Genomic DNA, 18460 nt, shown 5'->3' on the forward strand with positions numbered 1-18460 from the left:
CTCGAGATACGAACGATGCGCCCCGCTCGACGGGCCGCCCCAGGAGACAAGAGCATGAAACCCCTTTTCGCCCATCTGTTGCGTCCTGCGCTTGCCGCGGCGCTTACCTTCGGCTGCGCGGCGGCGGCCGCTTTCCCCGATCGCCCCGTGCGGATCATTGTTCCGTTCGCCGCAGGCGGCGCCACGGATGTCATTGCGCGCACCGTGGCACAGGAAATGGCGGCGAAGCTGGGCCAGCCCGTCATCGTCGAGAACCGTGCCGGCGCCAATGGCAATATCGGCGCCAGCGCCGCGGCCCGGGCGGATGCCGATGGGTACACGCTGTTGATGGCCACGTCCAGCCACGCCATCAACGCTACCCTGTACCGCGACCTGGACTACAGCCTGACCAGGGATTTCGTCGGCCTGTCCAACCTGGCGTCCGTGCCGCTGCTGCTGGTAGTCAACCCCCAGGTGCCTGCCACTACTGCGCAGGATATGTCGGCCTACCTGCGCAAGCACGGCGACCGCCTGGCCTATGCGTCCGGCGGCACGGGCACGGCGGCGCACCTGGCCGGCGCGCAATTCAACGCATTGTCGCAGGCCAGCGCCACGCATGTGCCGTACAAGGGCGGCGCGCTGGCGCTGAACGACCTGGTCGGAGGCCAGGTGCAGTTCATGTTCGCCAATCTGCCAGAAGTGCTGGCGCATGTGCAGGCCGGCCGTCTCAAGCCGGTTGCCGTCACCGGCCAACAGCGCCACGCGGCGCTGCCCGACGTGCCCGCCTTTGCCGAGACGCCCTTTGACAAGATGACGGCGCGGTCCTGGTTCGGGCTGTTCGTGCGTGCGGGCACGCCCCAGTCCGCCGTGGAACGCCTGTCTGCCGCGATTGTGGAGAGCGTGTCCGCCCCTGCGGTGCAGGCCAGGCTCAAGGGCCTGGGCGCCGACCCCGTCGGCGACGGCCATGCCGCCTTCACCCCTTACGTGGCGCAGGAAGTGGACCGCTGGCGGGCCCTGGTCGTGGCGTCCGGCGCTTCGCCCAACTGATCCGGCGCTGGCTGGCCGCCCTCGGCGGCCGGTTCCCCGCCTTCTTATGTTCGCTCTGGAGATTTCATGCTTTACGACGTCAGAACCTATACATGCCAGCCCGGCAAGATCAAAAAGCACTTGGCGTTGTACGCCGAATACGGCTATGCGGTGCAACGCCGCCACCTGGGCGAACCACTGGCGTATATGCAGACCGAAACGGGCGACGTCAACAGCTACGTACATATCTGGGTGTATGAAGACGCCGCGGATCGGGCGCGCAAGCGCATGGCGTTGCAGGCCGACCCCGAATGGGCTGCCTACCTGGCCCGCAGCAGTGAAGCGGGGTATCTGGTGGCGCAGCGCAATCAGCTGATGGTGCCGGTGCCGTTCTTCAAGCCAGGTTCCTGAGACCGGGCCGCCGGGCTGCGGCGGCCAGCCCGGCAGCCCGACGGCCGCCTGCTCTTGCGGCGGAGCATACAATCTCAGGCGTGATCGATTTTTCCGACCCCGACGACCTGATCTGGATGCGGCGCGCCCTGGCGCTGGCCCGCACCGTGATGACATCCACCACGCCCAATCCGCGCGTGGGGTGCGTGATCGTGCGCGACGGGCGGATACTGGGCGAGGGCGCCACACAGCCGCCCGGCGGCCCGCACGCCGAAGTCTGCGCGCTGCGCGATGCCCAGGCGCGCGGCGAATCGGTAAAGGGCGCCACGATGTATGTCACGCTCGAGCCCTGCAGCCATCATGGCCGTACGCCGCCTTGTGCCGATGCCGTCATTGCGGCGCGGCCGGCGCGCGTCGTGGTGGCGATGGGCGATCCCAACCCGCAGGTGGGCGGCCGCGGCCTGGCGCGGCTGCGCGAGGCCGGCATCGTGGTCAGCACGGGCGTCTGCCACGACGAGGCGCTGGAAATCAACGCCGGCTTCGTGGCCCGCATGAGCCGGGGCACGCCATGGACGTGGGTCAAGATGGCCACGTCGCTGGACGGCCGCAGCGCTTTGCACAACGGCGTTTCACAGTGGATTACCGGCGAAGCGGCGCGGGCCGATGGCCATGCGTGGCGCGCGCGCAGCTGCGTTGTGCTGACCGGCATGGGCACGGTGCAGAAAGACAATCCGCAACTGAACGTGCGCAGCGTCGCCACCTCGCGGCAGCCGCCGCGTGCCGTAGTGGACGGCCGTTTTGCCATTGCCGAAGACGCGCGCCTGTTCGACGGGGGCGATGTCATTATTTTCACGGCGCAGCCCGATGCCGCCAAGGCGGCGCGCCTGGCTCGGCGCAACGTGCGCGTGGTTGCCCTGCCTGATGCCCACACCGGCCGCGTCGACTTGCCCGCCATGATGCGCTGGCTGGGCGAACACGATTTCAACGAGGTGCATGTCGAGGCCGGCGCGGGCCTGGGCGGCGCGCTCGTGTCCACCGGGTGCGTCGACGAGCTGCTGGTGTACCTGGCGCCGGTGTTGCTGGGCGATGCCGCCGCCATGTTGCGGCTGCCGCTGATCGAACATCTGGATAGCGCCCGGCGCTTTGAATTCACCGACCTGGCGCGCATAGGCCCCGATTTGCGCCTGCGCGCGCGTGATCCGGCCCGCTGGCAAGCGTTGCAACGCCAGACAGTGTGCCGCTGATCCCTTCAGACACATTTACAGCAGGAGACTGATCCATGTTTACTGGACTGGTAGCGGCGGTAGGCCGCATCGTCCGCGTCGAACCGCTGGCAGACAATGCAGCGGGCGGCGTCCGCCTGCACATCGATGCGGGCGAGCTCGATCTGGCCGATGTGCGTATCGGCGATTCCATTGCCGTGCAGGGCGCCTGCATGACGGTCGTGGCGATGCAGGGCCAGGTTTTCCAGGTCGACGTGTCGCGGGAAAGCCTGAATCTGACCACGGGCCTGGATAGCCAGGGTGAAGTCAATCTGGAAAAGTCGCTGCGGGTGGGCGACCAGATCGGCGGCCACCTGGTATCGGGCCACGTCGATGGGCTGGGCGAAGTGCTGCGGTTCGATACGGCGGGCGAATCGCGCGAACTGGTCATTCGCGCGCCCACGTCGCTGGCGCGATACCTGGCCTATAAGGGTTCCATCACCGTCAATGGCATCAGCCTTACGGTGAACCGGGTGGCCGATACAGCCGAAGGGTGCGAGATCAGCATCAACATCATCCCGCATACGCAGGCCGTTACCACGTTGCGTGCCGTGCAGCCGGGCGATCGCGTCAACCTCGAGGTGGACACCATTGCGCGATACGTCGCGCGCATGATGTCGTTGCCTCGCTGATTGTCATTTTCTGCGCGGCAGCCGGCCTACGATCACAACTAGTATGCCGGTCGGCTGCTAGCGCTTGCAAGTGTGCGCTGCCAAAGCGGCGCAACGGGCCCGCCGCTTGCTACGGTACGACTCAAGCGTGGCAAGGCGCCCGTATGTCGAAACGTGTTGGAATGAATCTTTCCAGATTCGCGGAACTGTTTCGATGTAGGGTAGCCTAACCGATAAGAAGCTCGTCAGCCCTAGCTGTGGTGTGTGGCGAAAGCAACATATCAAGATGATGTGCATGACCCCATAACCAGAAAGTCTGGCTACATCATGCGTTCAGGCACACAATGGGGCAACGGACTTTTTAACCGACCAGGCCATGCGTTGTAGGAGGTTATCCGTGCAAAACATCGTCGAAGGCTTCAAGTCGCTGTACGCGAAAGACCAGGAAACCGAACTTTCCCTCGAGGAATACCTGGCTCTGGCCAGAGAAGACCCCATGGCCTATGCCAGCCCGGCAGAACGCATGCTGGCGGCGATAGGCGAACCCGAACTGGTCGACTCCCGCAACGATCCACGGCTGTCCAGGCTGTTCTCCAACCGGATCGTGCGTCGCTACCCCGCGTTCAAAGAATTCTTCGGCCTGGAAGAAGTCATCGACCAGATCGTGGCTTTCTTCAAGCATGCTGCGCAGGGCCTGGAAGAGCGCAAGCAGATCCTGTATCTGTTGGGGCCGGTAGGCGGCGGCAAGTCGTCGATTGCCGAGCGGCTGAAGGCGCTGATGGAAGCCTACCCCATCTATGCGCTCAAAGGCTCGCCGGTAAATGAATCGCCGCTGGGGCTGTTCCATCCCGACCGGTTCGGCAATACGCTCGAAAAAGAATACGGCATTCCGCGCCGGTATCTCAGCGGCATCATGTCGCCGTGGGCCGTGAAGCGCCTGAAGGAATTCGAAGGCGATATATCGAAGTTTCGCGTGGTGCGCCTGAATCCGTCGGTATTGCGGCAGATAGGCATCGCCAAGACCGAGCCGGGCGACGAAAACAACCAGGACATCTCGTCGCTGGTTGGCAAGGTCGACATCCGCAAGCTGGACCGCCACTCGCAAGACGACCCCGACGCCTATAGCTACTCGGGCGGCCTGTGCCTGGCCAACCAGGGGCTGCTGGAATTTGTCGAGATGTTCAAGGCGCCCATCAAGATGCTGCATCCCTTGCTGACGGCCACGCAAGAAGGCAACTTCAAGGGCACCGAGGGTTTTTCCGCTATTCCGTTCAACGGCATCATCCTGGCGCACTCGAACGAATCCGAATGGCAGACCTTCCGCAACAACAAGCACAACGAGGCCTTCCTTGACCGCATTTATATCGTCAAGGTGCCGTACTGCCTGCAGATAACCGAAGAGGTCGAGATCTACAAAAAGCTGCTGCGCAACAGCTCGCTGGCCACGGCGCCTTGCGCGCCGGGCACCCTGGAAATGATGGCGCAATTCTCGGTGCTGACGCGCCTGAAAGAGCCCGAGAACTCCAGCATTTATTCCAAGCTGCGCGTGTACGACGGCGAGTCGCTCAAAGACGTCGACCCCAAGGCCAAGGCCTTGCAAGAATACAAAGACTACGCGGGCACCGACGAAGGCATGACGGGCGTATCCACGCGCTTTGCCTACAAGATCCTGTCCAGCGTGTTCAACCATGACCAGACTGAAGTGGCCGCCAACCCGGTGCACCTGATGTACGTGCTTGAACAGCGCATCGCCCGCGAAGACTACCCTGAAGAAATCCGGCGCCGCTACCTGGATTTCATCAAGGGCTACCTGGCGCCGCGGTATGCCGAGTTCATCGGCAAGGAAATCCAGACCGCCTACCTGGAATCGTATTCCGAGTACGGGCAGAACATCTTCGACCGGTACGTCACGTTTGCCGATTGCTGGATACAGGACGAAGAATTCCGCGACCCCGAAACCGGAGAAAGTTTCGATCGCAGCGCGCTGAACGACGAGCTCGAGAAAATCGAGAAGCCCGCCGGCATCGCCAACCCCAAAGACTTCCGCAACGAGATCGTCAACTTCGTGCTGCGCGCCCGCGCCAACAACGCCGGCCGCAACCCCAACTGGACCAGCTACGAAAAGCTGCGCGAAGTGATCGAGAAGAAAATGTTCTCGAACACCGAAGACCTGTTGCCTGTCATATCCTTCAACGCCAAGGCTTCCGCAGAAGACAAGAGCAAACACCAGAGCTTTGTCGACCGCATGGTGGAAAAGGGGTATACCGAAAAGCAGGTACGCCTGCTGTGCGAATGGTACCTGCGCGTAAGGAAGTCATCCTGAGCGAGGTGAATCATGAATTCACTCATCGATCGGCGCCTGAACGGCCGCAATAAAAGCGCGGTCAACCGCGAGCGATTTCTCAGGCGATACAAAAACCAGATCCGGCGGGCCGTACAGGATCTGGTGCGCGAGCGGTCCATCGAAGACATGGACCAGGGCGGGGAAATCAACCTGCCCGCGCGCGATATTTCCGAGCCGCATTTCCGCCACGGCCCCGGCGGCGACCGCGAACTCGTGCACCCGGGCAACCGCGAGTTCGCCAAGGGCGACACCTTCCAGCGGCCATCCGGCGGGCAGGGGCAGGGCGGCAGCGAGCCCGGCGAAGGCGAATCGGTCGACCAGTTCACCTTCAGCCTGTCGCGCGCGGAGTTCCTGAACCTGTTCTTCGAAGACCTGGAACTGCCGCACCTGATCCGCACCCAGCTGGGCGACGTCACCCAGAAAAAATGGCAGCGAGCCGGCTACACCACCACCGGGTCACCCAGCCTGTTGAGCGTCAGCCGTACCCTTAAGGCATCGCTGTCGCGGCGCGTGGCGCTGGGCGTGGCCGCGCGCGCCGAACTCGAGGCAGCGCAGGGCAAGCTGGATGCAGCCATTGCCGCCGGCGCGCCGCAAGACGAAATCGACGCGCTGCGCAAAGCGGTTGAAGACTGCACCAACCGTCTGGCGCGCCTGCCTTTCCTTGACGACCTGGACCTGCGCTATCGCAACCGCGTGTCCGTTGCCATGCCCATGGCGCGCGCGGTCATGTTCTGCCTGATGGACGTGTCGGGGTCCATGGACGAAGGCAAGAAAGACCTGGCCAAGCGCTTTTTCACGCTGCTGTACTTGTTCCTGTCGCGCAAATACGAACACGTGGACGTGGTGTTCATCCGCCACACCGACAACGCCGAAGAGGTGGACGAACACACGTTCTTCTACGACCCGAAAAGCGGGGGCACCATCGTGCTGTCGGCGCTGGAACTCATGAACGAGATCATGCTTGAGCGCTATCCGCCCGGCGCCTGGAACGTGTACGCCGCGCAGGCAAGCGACGGTGATTCATTTGGCGCCGACGCCGGCAAGAGCGCCCGGTTCCTGGCCGAAAAGCTGTTGCCGGCAACCCGCTACTTTGCGTACATCGAAGTCCCCGACTCGCAAGAGGCCCGCAAAAGCAGCCTGTGGGCCGAGTACGAGCAGGAATCTGCGCCGCATTTCGCGATGCGACGCATTCATGAGCGCGGCGAAATCTACCCCGTGTTCCATGATCTGTTCAAAAAGGAAACAGCATGAACGCCATCGTGGGCTCTCGTGCCGAGCTGGAGGCTCTTGGGCGTGCCCGGCCCATCTCCGAAGGTTCCGAGTGGACGTTCGAACTGATCCAGCGCTATGACGAAGCCATTTCACAAGTGGCGGGGGAGTTCGGGCTGGACACCTACCCGAACCAGATCGAAGTCATTACGTCCGAGCAGATGCTTGATGCCTACGCATCCGCAGGCCTGCCTCTGGGCTATCCGCATTGGTCGTACGGCAAGGAATTCATCCGCAACGAACAGTTCTACCGGCGCGGCATGCAGGGCCTGGCGTACGAGATCGTCATCAACTCCAACCCCTGCATCGCCTATTTGATGGAAGAAAATTCCATGGCCATGCAGGCGCTGGTGATCGCACACGCCTGCTATGGCCACAACTCTTTCTTCAAGGGCAACTACCTGTTTCGCCAGTGGACCGACGCCGACAGCATCCTGGATTACCTGGTGTTCGCCCGCAAGTACGTAATGGACTGCGAAAGCCGGTATGGCATCGACGCGGTCGAGGCAGTGCTGGATTCGTGCCACGCGCTGGCGCCGCACGGGGTAGACAGGTACAAGCGTCCGGCTCCCATTTCGTACAAGGAAGAAGCCCAGCGCCAGGCAGAGCGCGAAGAACATGCGCGCCTGCAGTACAACGACTTGTGGCGCACCCTGCCGCGCACCGAGCCCGATCCGGCCGAAGAAAAGCGGCGCACGGCCTTCCCGCCCGAGCCTGAAGAAAACCTGCTGTATTTCATCGAGAAGCACTCGCCCAAGCTCGAGCCGTGGCAGAAAGAGCTGGTGCGCATCGTGCGCAAGATCTCGCAGTACTTCTATCCGCAAGGGCAGACCAAAGTCATGAACGAAGGGTGGGCCACCTTCTGGCACTACACCCTGCTGAACCGCCTGCACGAAAAAGGCCTGGTCACCGACGGGTTCATGATGGAATTCCTGCAAAGCCACACCAACGTCGTCAGCCAGCGCGGCTTCGACGAACAGGGCTATGGCGGCATCAACCCGTACGCGCTCGGCTTTGCGATGATGCAGGACATCCGTCGCATCTGCGAATCCCCAACGCCCGAAGACCGTAGCTGGTTTCCCGACATTGCGGGGGCCGACTGGGTAAAGACGCTCGATTTCGCCATGCGCAACTTCAAGGATGAGTCGTTCATCTCGCAGTACCTGTCGCCGCGGCTGATACGCGAGTTCCGGTTCTTTGCCATCGCCGACCACGAGGCCGACCCCTATCTGGAAGTGGCCGCCATCCACGACGACGACGGCTATCGCGAAATCCGTAAACTGCTGGCCGCGCAGCACAACCGCGACAACCAGGTGCCCGACATCCAGGTCGTTCGCTATCGCCGCGAGTCCGATCGTTCGCTGGTGCTGCGCCACCTGCAAACCCGCGGCCGGCCGCTGGCCAGCGAAGACGCCGAGCAGGTCATGAAACACCTGGGCCGGCTGTGGGGCTTCAAGGTCCGCCTGGAAGAAACCGCGCCCGACGGCAGCGTGCTGGCATACCGCGAAGTCAACCCGACCAACACCCCCTCGTAAGAGCCGTAGCGGGCTGCGAAGGTCGGGCAGGGCAGGTCGGGCCGCGCGGGTCGGGCCGTGCAGCTCGGGCCGCGCAGCTCGGGTGTCGCACCGGCCGGCATGATGCCCCCGGTGTCTGACTCCGAAGGTGTCAGACACCCTTCCCAAGGAGTCAGACACCCTTCAACAAGAGCGGCGCCCGCCCCGCGACCTTGCCGATCCATCTGTCCCTATATGCTCGCCCCGCTGGCCCCTTATGCCAGCCGCTCGTCATTCTGCTAGAATCGCGGATTCGCATTTGCGGCTTCGCCCGGCTGGTCCGGCTGTCGAGGCCGGCTTATGTAGGACAGGTGGCCGAGTGGTTGAAGGCGCACGCCTGGAAAGCGTGTATACGTTCATAGCGTATCGGGGGTTCGAATCCCCCTCTGTCCGCCAGAGTTTAAAAAGGCCCTTGAAAATCAAGGGCCTTTTTTATTTTTCGTGAAAAATCAAGGGCTTATAGTCTATAGTGGTCCCTCGATAAAGGCGTTCTGATTGGGCTTAGTCCTGCGCCGTGCACATCAGTATCCCGCCGAGATATGGCGATGCTTGAACGGCAGCTTGGATAAGTCCAGGCAGGCCGGCCCGGGTGCATCGCAATCGATGATTTCCGCGCAGCGCTGCGCGAACGCGGCGCGGAAATGGTTTTTTGCCTTGACGCACAGTAGCCGCAGATCTGCCGGATCGATGCCATGCAAGGTATAGAAGGCGGGGTCGTCGGCCGCGACCACGCGTTCGGTTACGATGACGCGCAGCGACGGCAAGCCCTCGATGCGCAGCACCGCGCTCGGGCCGCAGCGCCGTTCCACGCCGGTTTGCATGGGGCCGGTATTGATAAACACGCCGTCCGTCAGGCGTTCCACGACAGCACGCACAGGAACGCCCGCGCCAAAGTGGGGGCCATTGCGTCCACCCAGCGTGGCCTGTACGGGCCGGCCCACGCCGGCCCGGTGCGCGGCCTGTACGGTATCCGGATCGGCAAAGCTGGCGAACAGGGTGGGCACCTGCGGCATTGCGTCGATCAGGGCCTGGAACAATCCTGGCGTGTCGCCGCCGCCGCCCGACAGCGGGTTGTCACCCGAATCCGTGACCGCAATCAAGCCAGGCTTGGAGTTGGCAAGCGCCGCGCTCAGGGCCTCGCTGGCTGACGGCAGCCGCATGCGGAATGCCTCGGCCAGTTCGTGGATGCGGTTCATCACCTGGCGGGCGGCCGCCTCCGCCGCCCGGCCGTCGGGGTCGGCCCCGGCATCGCTGACCGCGAATACCGATGCGCCGGTGGCCGCGGTATCCGAATAGGGAAAGCCGCCGAATACCGACACGTCGATCACGGGCCCTACCGTGGCGTCGCGGGCGGCCTGCTCCAGCACATGCATCGGGCCGCCGGGGGCGGTGCGCATATTGATGCTGGGCAGGACCACGCCTTCATTCAGCAGCACGCGTCGGGTGCGCAAGCCCCGGGTTGCGCAGCGCACCAGGCCGTCGAGCACACGATCGGCCGCTTCATCCATGTCGATATGCGGGTGCGTGCGATACACGGAGGCTATGTCGAGTACGTCGGCCCAGGCCGGGGGCATATTGCCGTGCAGGTCGAAGCTGGCGCCCAGCGGCACGCTGGGCAGCAGTTCGCGCACCATCCGGGCGATGTCCAGTTCGGGGGTTTCGCGCTGGTCGGTGATGGCGGCGCCATGCAACGACAGATAGACCGCATCCCAGCCGCCCTGGACAATGCCGGCCTGCAGGCCGGCCCGCACTTCATGCATGTAACGCTGCATCACGGCTTCGTCGATGGGGCCAGCCGGCAGCGCGGCGGCGCAGCGCAGCACCACGACTTCCCATTCGGGATGCGTATCCGCGAAACGGGCCACGGCACCCAGTTCAGTAGCGGTGCCGCGCATGGCATCAAGTACGGCGGGGCCGGCCTGCCATTCGTATTGCTCGAATTGCGGCATCCCTGCGGGCACCGGCCCGAACGCATTGCCTTCGAACCACAGGCGTGCCACGGCCAGTCGTTTGCGCGTCATTTGGAAGTTCCTTGGATGTTCTTGAGCACGTCGCCGTAGCGCGCCTGCTCGGCCTTCAGGTGCTTGGCCAGGCGTTCGGCGGGGCCGCCCACCGGCACGGCGCCCAGTGCGCGGAATTTCTCGATGGTGGCGGGCTCTTTCTCGAAGGCGTCGATCACGCCGCTGATCTTGTCGACGACGGGCTGGGGCGTACCCGCCGGCGCCACGATGACGAACCAGGAGGGCAGGAGATAACCCGGTACGGCTTCGCGTACCGGCCGCACACCTGGCAGCACTTCCAGTTCGTCATTGCTCGCTACGCCCAGGGCCACCAGTTTGCCGGCTCGGATGTTCGCCAGGGCGGTGGGCACGTTGTCGCCTGCCAGTTCGATGTGGCCTGCGATCAGGTCGGCCGACGCCTGAGACGCGCCCTTGTACGGCACGTGCGCGATGTCTACGCCCGACAGTTGCTTGAGCAGTTCCAGTTGGATATGGCCGGTGCTGCCTACGCCAGGCGAGCCCCAGTTCAGCTGTCCGGGCTGCTCCTTGGCGCGAGCCAGCAGGTCGGAAATGTTTTTCAGGCCCGTTGCTGGATTGGCCAGGATGACGTTCGGCACATCGGCCACATAGGATACCGCCGTGAAGTCTTTGGCCGGATCGAACGGCATCTGCGAATACACATACGGGTTGATGGCCAGAGGCCCGGGCGTGCCCATCAGCAGCGTGTAGCCGTCGGGCGCGGCGCGCGCCACTTCGGCTGCGCCGATGTTGGCGCCCGCGCCGGGCTTATTCTCGACGACGACGTTCTGCTTCAGGCCCTTGGATAGACCGTCGGCCACCAGGCGGGCCAGCAGGTCGGTGGTGCCGCCGGCGGCAAAAGGCACGATCAGCACGATGGGCTTGGTGGGCCAATTGTCGGCGGCGTAGGCGGGCTGCGCGCCCAGCGCCAGCGCCGCCACGGCGGCGGCTGGCCAGGCCAGGAATTTCAGGGCCTGGCGGCGCGCGGCGCCGGGGCCAGAACGGACTTGCTTCTGCATGGTGGTCAACCCCTTGTCTGTGAATGTCGCCTGAAAAAGGCGTCGGAAAACGTCCGGATGTCTGTTATAGGTTCGCATCCGCTTCGCGCACCAGCGGTCCGTAAAGATCGGGCCGTCGGTCGCGCCGCGACGGATAGGCGATGCGGGCTTGCTCGACTTGGGCCTGGTCGATATCGGCCAGCAGCAAGGCATCTTCGGTGGTGTTGGCGCTTTTGAGCACCGTGCCGTCCGGCGCCGCGATCAGGCTGCCACCGCCCATGTGCCAGTCGCCTTCGCGTCCAACCTTATTGGCGGCAACGAGGAAGCAGCCGTTTTCGAAGGCGCGGGTGCGCAGTACCTCCTGGAACATGTGGGTGCGCGACGTGGCGTACGGCGCGATCAGCAGTTCGGCGCCATTGGCAGCCAGGCAACGGGCGGTCTCGGGAAAACCCATGTCATAGCAGATACCGATGCCCACGCGCCAGTCGTCCAGCCGGTACGTGTCGAAGCGCGTGCCATAGCGGAAGTAGATCTTTTCCAGGCTGCGCACGGCGGCGGGATGGACCTTGCGATATTTGAAGATGATTTCGCCGGCGGGGTCGATGTGCATGGCGGTATCGAAGTACAGCCCCGCCTCGACCTGTTCGTAAAGCGTGGCCACGACCGCGATGCCGTGCCGTTGCGCGGCCTCGCGCATGGCGGTAATGCTGGGGCCGTCATCGCGTTCGGCCAGCGCGTGGTATTTGGGATCCTGGTACTGGGCGAAGAAGATGGTATTGAAGAATTCCGGCAGCACCGCCAGTTCGGCGCCTTGGCCGGCGGCCTGCGCTACATAGGCGCTTGCCTTGGCCAGGTTCTGCTGCAGGTTTTCGGTGCTGCGCATCTGTATGCAGGCAATTTTCATGACCATGTTCCGGTGGCGGGTCAGCACACTGGCCGGGCGCGTCCGACAAGTGATCAAACGATCCATTTTCTGATAGTATGAATCATATGATCCATTTTTAGGGGGCTCGAGTCAACCGGCCCGGGCACCATTCACCATGACGCATATCTTTCACCGCAACCCCCGCAAGCCCCCCGCCACCGCCTTGCGAGGCGAGGGCAGTTTCCTGTTCGATCAGGCCGGGCGGCGCTACTACGACGGCTCGGGAGGGGCGGCGGTGTCGTGCCTGGGGCACGGCCATCCCGAAGTGATCGAGGCGGTGGTCGACCAGATGCGCAAGCTGGAATACGCGCACACCAGCTTTTTTACGTCCGAGCCCGCCGAGCAGCTGGCCGATCTGCTGGCGCGGCGTTCGCCGGCCGGCCTTGGGCACGTCTACTTCCTGTCCAGTGGTTCCGAGGCCGTGGAAACGGCGTTGAAGATGGCGCGGCAATATCACGTCGAGCGCGGCGAACCGGGCCGGCGCCACAACATCGCCCGTATGCAGAGCTATCACGGCAATACGCTGGGGGCGCTGGCGATCGGCGGCCACCGCGGACGGCGCGCGCTGTACCAGCCCCTGCTACCTGACAGCCACCATGTTTCGCCTTGCTTCGCGCGGCACTACCGCCACCCCGGCGAGTCCGACGAGGCCTACGGCACGCGGCTGGCCGACGAACTGGAACAGAAGATCCTGGCGCTCGGGCCGCAGACGGTCAGTGCTTTCATCGCGGAAACCGTGGTGGGGGCCACGGCCGGCGCGGTATGCGCGGTGCCCCGGTACTTCCGCAAGATCCGCGCCGTGTGCGACCGCTATGGCGTGCTGCTGATCCTGGACGAAGTCATGTCGGGCCTGGGCCGCACCGGGGCCTATCATGCGTTCGAGCGCGAAGACGTGGTGCCCGACTTGCTATGCCTGGCCAAGGGACTGGGCGGGGGCTATCAGCCCATCGCGGCCGTGATGGCGCACGACCGGGTGGTGGACGCCATTGTCGCGGGGTCGGGCGCCTTCCAGCACGGCCATACGTATGTAGGCCACCCGGTCGCGTGCGCCGCCGCCTTGGCCGTGCAGCGCATCGTGGCGCGCGACGGGTTGGTGCAGCAGTCGGACCAGCTGGGCGCTTATCTGCACGCACAATTGCGGGCGCGCTTCGCCGAGCACCCCCACGTGGGCGACATTCGGGGGCGCGGCCTGTTCCAGGCCATCGAGCTGGTGGCCCGGCGCGAGCCCGACACGCCGTTCGATGCCGCGCTGCAACTGCACGCGCGCATCAAGCAAGAGGCCCTGGCGCGGGGGTTGCTGTGCTATCCCGGCGGCGGAACAATAGACGGCGAACGCGGCGACCACGTGCTGCTGGCTCCGTCCTACGTGACCAACAGGGCCGAACTGGACGCCGCGGTCGAACTGCTGGGCGTATCGATCGACGCCGCGATCGCCGCGATGCCAACCGTAAAATAGGCGCCCGGCATCAACACAGGAACGTCGATGAACAAGAGCGCGGTCGATAAACTCATCGAAAAACAGTATGACGCGCTGCCACCCACTCTGCAACGCGCGGCCCGCTACGTCATCGACAATCCCCAGGCTATCGCGCTGCACTCCATGCGTACCGCGGCCGCCGAGGCCGGCCTGCAGTCCAGCGCCATGCACCGTTTGGCGCGGCACCTGGGGTTCGACGGCTACGAGGCGCTGCGCACGGTTTACCGCAATTGGCTGGCCAATGGGGCCGGCTCGTTCTCGCAGCGCGCCACGGCGCTGCAGCAGCGCGGCGCGCGCGACAAAACGGAAAGCCTGGTGCGCGAACTTGTGCATGCCGACAGCGGCAATCTGCAATCGCTGTTGGACCCGGCAGGGCTAGACGCCATCCGGGCGGCAGCCGACGTTCTGGCCGGGGCCCGGCACATCTATGTGGCGGGCTTGCGCAGTCTTTTTCCAGCCGCTTTCTACTTCAACTATGCCTGCGGCCTGTTCAAGCACAACACGACGCTGTTGTCCGGGATCGCGGGCACGTTCGCCGACGATCTGCGTCGCGCGGGGCCCGACGATGCGCTGTTGGTGTTCAGTTACGAGCCCTATGCGCGCGACGCGGTATCTGCCGTGCGGTTCGCACGCGGGCGCGGCCTGCGCGTGGTCAGCGTCACCGACAGCGTCGTGTCGCCGATCGCGGCGCGGGCCGCCGCGTTGATCGTGGTGGCCAACGCGACGCCGTCGTTGTTCCCGTCGGTAGTGCCCGCGTTGTCCGTGGCGCAGACGCTGGTCGCCCTGCTGGTCGCCCGGGGCGGGCGCGCCAGTTTGCAGGAAATCGAAGAAAGCGAAGTGCAGCTGCGGAAATTCGCCGTGTATTTGAAAGACCAGGCATAGGCGGCCGCGGGCCGATGTCATGCTGCATGAGGCCTGAATGCCTGGCTATTGATGCCGTCAATATCGCCATTGCCAAACGGTATTAGTCAATGTCGTCGCACGCTTCGTATAGTTGCTTGCGACGACGGCGCTTGCCATACAAGCCACACCCCCGCCGTCTTTCCGTTTTTCATTCTTCTTAAAAAAGGTGCGGGCAATCATGAAGAATCTTCTGAGTTCCTTGCTGGCCGGTCTGCTATGCAGCGTTTCCTGCATCGCCCAAGCGGCGTGGCCAGATAAACCCATTTCACTCGTGGTGCCCTTTCCGCCTGGCGGGGCCACCGACTTTGTCGGCCGTCTGATCGGCAAGGAACTCAGCGAGCGCCTGAAGGTGAGCGTGGTCGTTGAGAATCGTTCCGGCGCCGCCGGCAATGTGGGATCCCGCTACGTGGCCCGGTCCAAAGCCGATGGCTATACGCTTCTGATCGGCACCACCGCGCAGACCATCGGCGCGGCGCTCTATAAAGACGTCGGCTACGACATCGTGAACGACTTCGAGGCCATCAGCACCATTAACGAAGGGCCGCTCATATTGATCAGTCGCCCCGGTCTGGAGGTATCCAGCGTAGAAGAGTTGGTTCGGGTGGCCAAGAGCCGGCCGCAAGAATTGACATACGGCAGCCCGGGCAACGGCACCTCGTCGCACATGGCCATGGAGGTATTCAGTCTGGCCACGGGCCTGAAGATGGTGCATGTTCCTTTTCAAGGCGCCGGGCCGGCGATGAATGCGCTCATTGGCGAGCAGGTCGATATTGCCTTCGATGAGATGTCCAGTGGCCGGCAGCATGTAGACGCAAAGCGTGTCCAGGGGATCGGCATTGCCACCCGCGAGCGTTCGCCTTTGGCTCCCGAGTGGGTTACTTTGGCAGAGCAAAGTCCGCAAATGCTTTCCGGATTTCATGAGGCCGCCTGGACCGTGCTGTTGGCCCCCAAAGGCACCCCGCGCGCGATCATCGATACGTTGAACGCGGAAATGAAGGCCATTCTCGAAAGCGAGCCCATCCGCGCCAGGTTTGCGGGACTCGGCAACCTGACCATCTGGCAAAGCGCCGAGGACACCCAGGCGTTCATTGCGCGTGATGTCGAAAAGTGGAAGCGCGTCGTGCAGGACGCCGACATCGAGCAACTGTGAGGCTTGCCATGTCGGAGGCATCCGTTTCCACTGGCGGCGATATGCAGCAGTTGCTCGAGATACTCGCCCGGAACAGGATCAAGGTTCCCGATGAGCGGCTTGAACTGGTACTGGCAGAGTACCGCCTATTGCGAGACCAGATGAACTTGCTGGAACAGCGGCTTGATTCGAGCGCGCGTTCTCACATCATGACGGTTATCGCGCCGGGGGGCCTGCCGTGAGCACCGACACTTCCATTCGTCGGCAAGCCGAACATCTGCGTAGCGGACTCAAAACGTCGGTGGCATTGACTCAAGCGCTGCTGGCCCGCATCGCCGCCACCAACGCGCGCACTTGCGCTTTCATACGTGTGGATGCGGCCGGCGCGCTGGCGGCAGCCCGCCAGGCCGATGCCGAGCTCGCGGACGGCCGCGTCCGTTCGCCGCTGCATGGTATTCCGGTTGCGGTTAAAGACCTATACGACGTTGTCGGCCAACCCACGACCTGTCATTCCAAACTGCGGCTGGACCACGTAGCCGAAGATGATTCGGGCCCGGTGCAAAAGCTGCGCGACGCCGGCGCCGTGTTACTTGGCAAGCTCGCCACCCATGAGTTTGCATTGGGCGGGCCGAGCTTTGACCTGCCTTTCCCGCCCGCGCGCAACCCCTGGGACCTGAGCCGCATCCCGGGGGGGTCGTCGTCTGGCTCAGGGGCCGCGATCGCGGCCGGCTACACCCGGATTGCGCTGGGAACCTGCACCGGGGGGTCTATCGGGGTTCCCGCCGCCTGGTGCGGCGCCGTCGGGCTGAAGCCCACTTATGGCCGTGTTTCCAAGTATGGCGTCTTTCCCCTATCCTGGACGCTAGACCATTGTGGCCCGCTCACGCGCAGCGTCGAAGATGCCGCCCTGACGCTGCAGGTGCTGGCGGGGCATGACGCGCGCGACCCCTCCAGTGCGCCCGTGCCGGTCGCCGACTATACGAGCGACCTGGAGCAGGGGGTCGAGAAGCTTCGAGTCGGCGTGCCCCGGCATACCTTTCAGAATTCGCCACTTGCCTCTGCCGCGTTTCTCGACGCGATGTCCAATACGGAAATCCAGCTCGAGGAGGCCGGCGCCGTTGTGAGCGAAATCACTTTGCCCGATCCCGCCGTATTTCTGGCATGCGGGCGCGTGATCAACAGCGCCGAGATTTTTTCGGTACATCGGGACTGGATCCGCGAGCGTCCGGACGACTACGGTGAACTGACATTGCCCCGCTTCGTGCTCGGGGCCGCAATCAGTTCCGAAGATTACTTGACTGCCATGCGGGTGAGGCGGCAGTTGGCCGCCGACGTAAACAGCGTCCTGGAGCACGTGGACGTGCTGCTTACCGCTGTGACGCTCGATGTGGCGCCACCCTTTGAGCCGACGCCGTATTTTCGCTTCTGGCCCGTGCAAACCTACCTCTTCAATGTGACCGGGCATCCGACGGTCACCGTGCCTGTGGGGTTGTCCGCGCAAGGCCTGCCTTTGGCGGTGCAGGTGGTGGGCCGCTATTTCGACGAGGCGACGGTGCTGCGGGTGGCTCGTGCCATCGAGCGCCTGAGCGGCTGGGAGCGGCAGGCCTTACCGGACTTGCAGGGTTGACGTTTTCCAGTCCATGGCGGCTGTGTAAAACAACTCGCAAGCCGGAGTGGATGAGGTCGCTGGCATGATCAAGCCCAAGCTTGTTTTTGGGGCGTGGTCGCCAGCGAGCGGCCGCAGGACCAGCGAGTCGGGCAGCCGCGAAGCCAGGGAGTTTGGCACGATGCCCAGACCCAGCCCGGCGTCCACAAGCCCCACGACCGACTGGACCTGCACCGCTTTGTGCGTCACATTGGGCATGTGGCCTTCGGCCTGGAAGAGACCCTCGATGATGTGGGACAGGCCGCCATGCACTTCGCCCGTATATTGAATGAACGGATACCCTGCGACCTCGCACAGGGTGACCTGTTGCCGCGACGCCAAAGGATGATTGCGGGGCATGACCACTTCCAGCCAGTCATCTTGCAAGTGGGCGATGCTTAGGTCTGGATGATCGCCGATGGGCAACCGGACGACGCCGATATCGATGTCTCCGCTCTTGACGCGTTCCACGATGATGGAATTCGTGTGTTCCAGCGGTTCAAGACGGATCTGGGGGTGCCGCAGGCAGAACCAGGCTAATAGTCTTGGCAATATGGTGCTCATTGCCGAACCGATGAACCCCAATTTGAGCGTGCCGGCTTGGCCGGTGGCAACCAGCCGTGCCTTGTCGCGAGCCTGATGGGCATGCATGAGGGCCCGCCGGGCATCTTCCAGCGCCGCGGAGCCCGCCATGGTAAGCCGCATGCCGCGCGGAGTGCGCTCGAACAATTGGCAGCCCCATTCTTCTTCAAGTTTTCGGAGCGACACGGACAGCGCTGGCTGCCCTAAAAAAAGCTTCTGAGCGGCCAGGCTGATGTTGAGCGTTTCACTGAGAACAACAAACTGGCGCAGCTGTTTCAGGTCCATCTGGATGGGTGCAAGCACGCAGAGACCGCCATGCTATCTGGATTTCGATGGATCGTACAGCTTC

16 protein-coding genes and 1 tRNA gene are annotated in these 18460 nt (G+C 63.7%); 13 read left to right on the plus strand and 4 right to left on the minus strand.

The window, feature by feature from the left end:
* Positions 1-54 precede the first annotated feature (54 nt).
* The 8 genes from CAL18_RS01510 (at position 55) to CAL18_RS01545 (ending at position 8830) form a co-directional block, all read left to right on the plus strand.
* On the plus strand, positions 55-1026 hold the full coding sequence (locus CAL18_RS01510) for a tripartite tricarboxylate transporter substrate binding protein (protein ID WP_094795844.1): 972 nt from the start codon (positions 55-57) through the stop codon (positions 1024-1026).
* A gap of 66 nt (positions 1027-1092) precedes the next feature.
* Entirely contained in the window at positions 1093-1416 is a 324-nt protein-coding gene (locus tag CAL18_RS01515) for an NIPSNAP family protein (RefSeq protein ID WP_026639345.1), read from the plus strand.
* A gap of 80 nt (positions 1417-1496) precedes the next feature.
* Positions 1497-2639 carry a bifunctional diaminohydroxyphosphoribosylaminopyrimidine deaminase/5-amino-6-(5-phosphoribosylamino)uracil reductase RibD gene (gene ribD, locus CAL18_RS01520; protein ID WP_432759126.1) on the plus strand — a complete coding sequence of 381 codons (1143 nt, stop codon included), beginning with the start codon at positions 1497-1499 and terminating at the stop codon, positions 2637-2639.
* A gap of 35 nt (positions 2640-2674) precedes the next feature.
* On the plus strand, positions 2675-3289 hold the full coding sequence (locus CAL18_RS01525; protein ID WP_026639343.1) for a riboflavin synthase: 615 nt from the start codon (positions 2675-2677) through the stop codon (positions 3287-3289).
* 376 nt (positions 3290-3665) lie between these two features.
* Positions 3666-5591, plus strand: a complete 1926-nt coding sequence (locus CAL18_RS01530) for a PrkA family serine protein kinase (protein WP_170940267.1) — start codon at positions 3666-3668, stop codon at positions 5589-5591.
* A 12-nt stretch (positions 5592-5603) separates the two neighbouring features.
* A complete protein-coding gene (locus tag CAL18_RS01535; protein WP_026639341.1) occupies positions 5604-6863 on the plus strand; it encodes a YeaH/YhbH family protein in 1260 nt (419 codons plus the stop codon).
* Entirely contained in the window at positions 6860-8416 is a 1557-nt protein-coding gene (locus CAL18_RS01540) for a SpoVR family protein (RefSeq protein WP_026639340.1), read from the plus strand. Before CAL18_RS01535 ends, CAL18_RS01540 begins: the two co-directional genes overlap by 4 nt.
* A 323-nt stretch (positions 8417-8739) precedes the next feature.
* A tRNA-Ser gene (locus tag CAL18_RS01545) sits at positions 8740-8830 on the plus strand.
* A 125-nt stretch (positions 8831-8955) separates the two neighbouring features.
* Here the strand turns inward: CAL18_RS01545 and CAL18_RS01550 are convergent.
* The 3 genes from CAL18_RS01550 to CAL18_RS01560 form a co-directional block, all read right to left on the minus strand.
* Entirely contained in the window at positions 8956-10455 is a 1500-nt protein-coding gene (locus CAL18_RS01550; protein ID WP_094817204.1) for a M81 family metallopeptidase, read from the minus strand.
* Positions 10452-11471 carry a Bug family tripartite tricarboxylate transporter substrate binding protein gene (locus CAL18_RS01555; protein WP_094817205.1) on the minus strand — a complete coding sequence of 340 codons (1020 nt, stop codon included), beginning with the start codon at positions 11469-11471 and terminating at the stop codon, positions 10452-10454. The genes CAL18_RS01550 and CAL18_RS01555 overlap by 4 nt, the downstream gene beginning before the upstream one ends.
* A gap of 64 nt (positions 11472-11535) precedes the next feature.
* Positions 11536-12354 (minus strand): carbon-nitrogen hydrolase family protein, encoded by an 819-nt coding sequence (locus tag CAL18_RS01560; protein WP_170940268.1) that lies wholly within the window; start codon positions 12352-12354, stop codon positions 11536-11538.
* Between the two features lie 136 nt (positions 12355-12490).
* Between CAL18_RS01560 and CAL18_RS01565 the strand changes: the two genes are divergently transcribed.
* The 5 genes from CAL18_RS01565 to CAL18_RS01585 all read left to right on the plus strand — a co-directional run bounded on the left by CAL18_RS01565 (position 12491) and on the right by CAL18_RS01585 (position 17511).
* Positions 12491-13831, plus strand: a complete 1341-nt coding sequence (locus tag CAL18_RS01565) for an aspartate aminotransferase family protein (RefSeq protein ID WP_094817207.1) — start codon at positions 12491-12493, stop codon at positions 13829-13831.
* Between the two features lie 27 nt (positions 13832-13858).
* Positions 13859-14734, plus strand: coding sequence for a MurR/RpiR family transcriptional regulator (locus CAL18_RS01570; protein WP_026639335.1), 876 nt, complete (start codon positions 13859-13861; stop codon positions 14732-14734).
* Between the two features lie 199 nt (positions 14735-14933).
* Positions 14934-15905 (plus strand): tripartite tricarboxylate transporter substrate binding protein, encoded by a 972-nt coding sequence (locus CAL18_RS01575; protein ID WP_094817208.1) that lies wholly within the window; start codon positions 14934-14936, stop codon positions 15903-15905.
* Positions 15906-15946: 41 nt separating this feature from the next.
* Positions 15947-16126 carry a hypothetical protein gene (locus CAL18_RS01580; protein ID WP_141217732.1) on the plus strand — a complete coding sequence of 60 codons (180 nt, stop codon included), beginning with the start codon at positions 15947-15949 and terminating at the stop codon, positions 16124-16126.
* Between the two features lie 59 nt (positions 16127-16185).
* On the plus strand, positions 16186-17511 hold the full coding sequence (locus tag CAL18_RS01585; protein WP_231494557.1) for an amidase: 1326 nt from the start codon (positions 16186-16188) through the stop codon (positions 17509-17511).
* Here the strand turns inward: CAL18_RS01585 and CAL18_RS01590 are convergent.
* On the minus strand, positions 17491-18414 hold the full coding sequence (locus CAL18_RS01590; protein ID WP_141217733.1) for a LysR family transcriptional regulator: 924 nt from the start codon (positions 18412-18414) through the stop codon (positions 17491-17493). The genes CAL18_RS01585 and CAL18_RS01590 overlap by 21 nt on opposite strands.
* Positions 18415-18460 lie beyond the last annotated feature (46 nt).

It is taken from the genome of Bordetella genomosp. 7, from assembly GCF_002261415.1.
In the GTDB taxonomy this organism is placed as follows: domain Bacteria; phylum Pseudomonadota; class Gammaproteobacteria; order Burkholderiales; family Burkholderiaceae_B; genus Bordetella_A.

Coding starts and splice junctions, on each gene's coding strand:
- CAL18_RS01580 (WP_141217732.1), top strand. CDS start 15,947: ATGCAGCAGTTGCTCGAGATACTCGCCCGGAACAGGATCAAGGTTCCC.
- CAL18_RS01565 (WP_094817207.1), top strand. CDS start 12,491: ATGACGCATATCTTTCACCGCAACCCCCGCAAGCCCCCCGCCACCGCC.
- CAL18_RS01525 (WP_026639343.1), top strand. CDS start 2,675: ATGTTTACTGGACTGGTAGCGGCGGTAGGCCGCATCGTCCGCGTCGAA.
- CAL18_RS01555 (WP_094817205.1), bottom strand. CDS start 11,471: ATGCAGAAGCAAGTCCGTTCTGGCCCCGGCGCCGCGCGCCGCCAGGCC.
- CAL18_RS01515 (WP_026639345.1), top strand. CDS start 1,093: ATGCTTTACGACGTCAGAACCTATACATGCCAGCCCGGCAAGATCAAA.
- CAL18_RS01540 (WP_026639340.1), top strand. CDS start 6,860: ATGAACGCCATCGTGGGCTCTCGTGCCGAGCTGGAGGCTCTTGGGCGT.
- CAL18_RS01535 (WP_026639341.1), top strand. CDS start 5,604: ATGAATTCACTCATCGATCGGCGCCTGAACGGCCGCAATAAAAGCGCG.
- CAL18_RS01560 (WP_170940268.1), bottom strand. CDS start 12,354: ATGAAAATTGCCTGCATACAGATGCGCAGCACCGAAAACCTGCAGCAG.
- CAL18_RS01550 (WP_094817204.1), bottom strand. CDS start 10,455: ATGACGCGCAAACGACTGGCCGTGGCACGCCTGTGGTTCGAAGGCAAT.
- CAL18_RS01575 (WP_094817208.1), top strand. CDS start 14,934: ATGAAGAATCTTCTGAGTTCCTTGCTGGCCGGTCTGCTATGCAGCGTT.
- CAL18_RS01510 (WP_094795844.1), top strand. CDS start 55: ATGAAACCCCTTTTCGCCCATCTGTTGCGTCCTGCGCTTGCCGCGGCG.
- CAL18_RS01570 (WP_026639335.1), top strand. CDS start 13,859: ATGAACAAGAGCGCGGTCGATAAACTCATCGAAAAACAGTATGACGCG.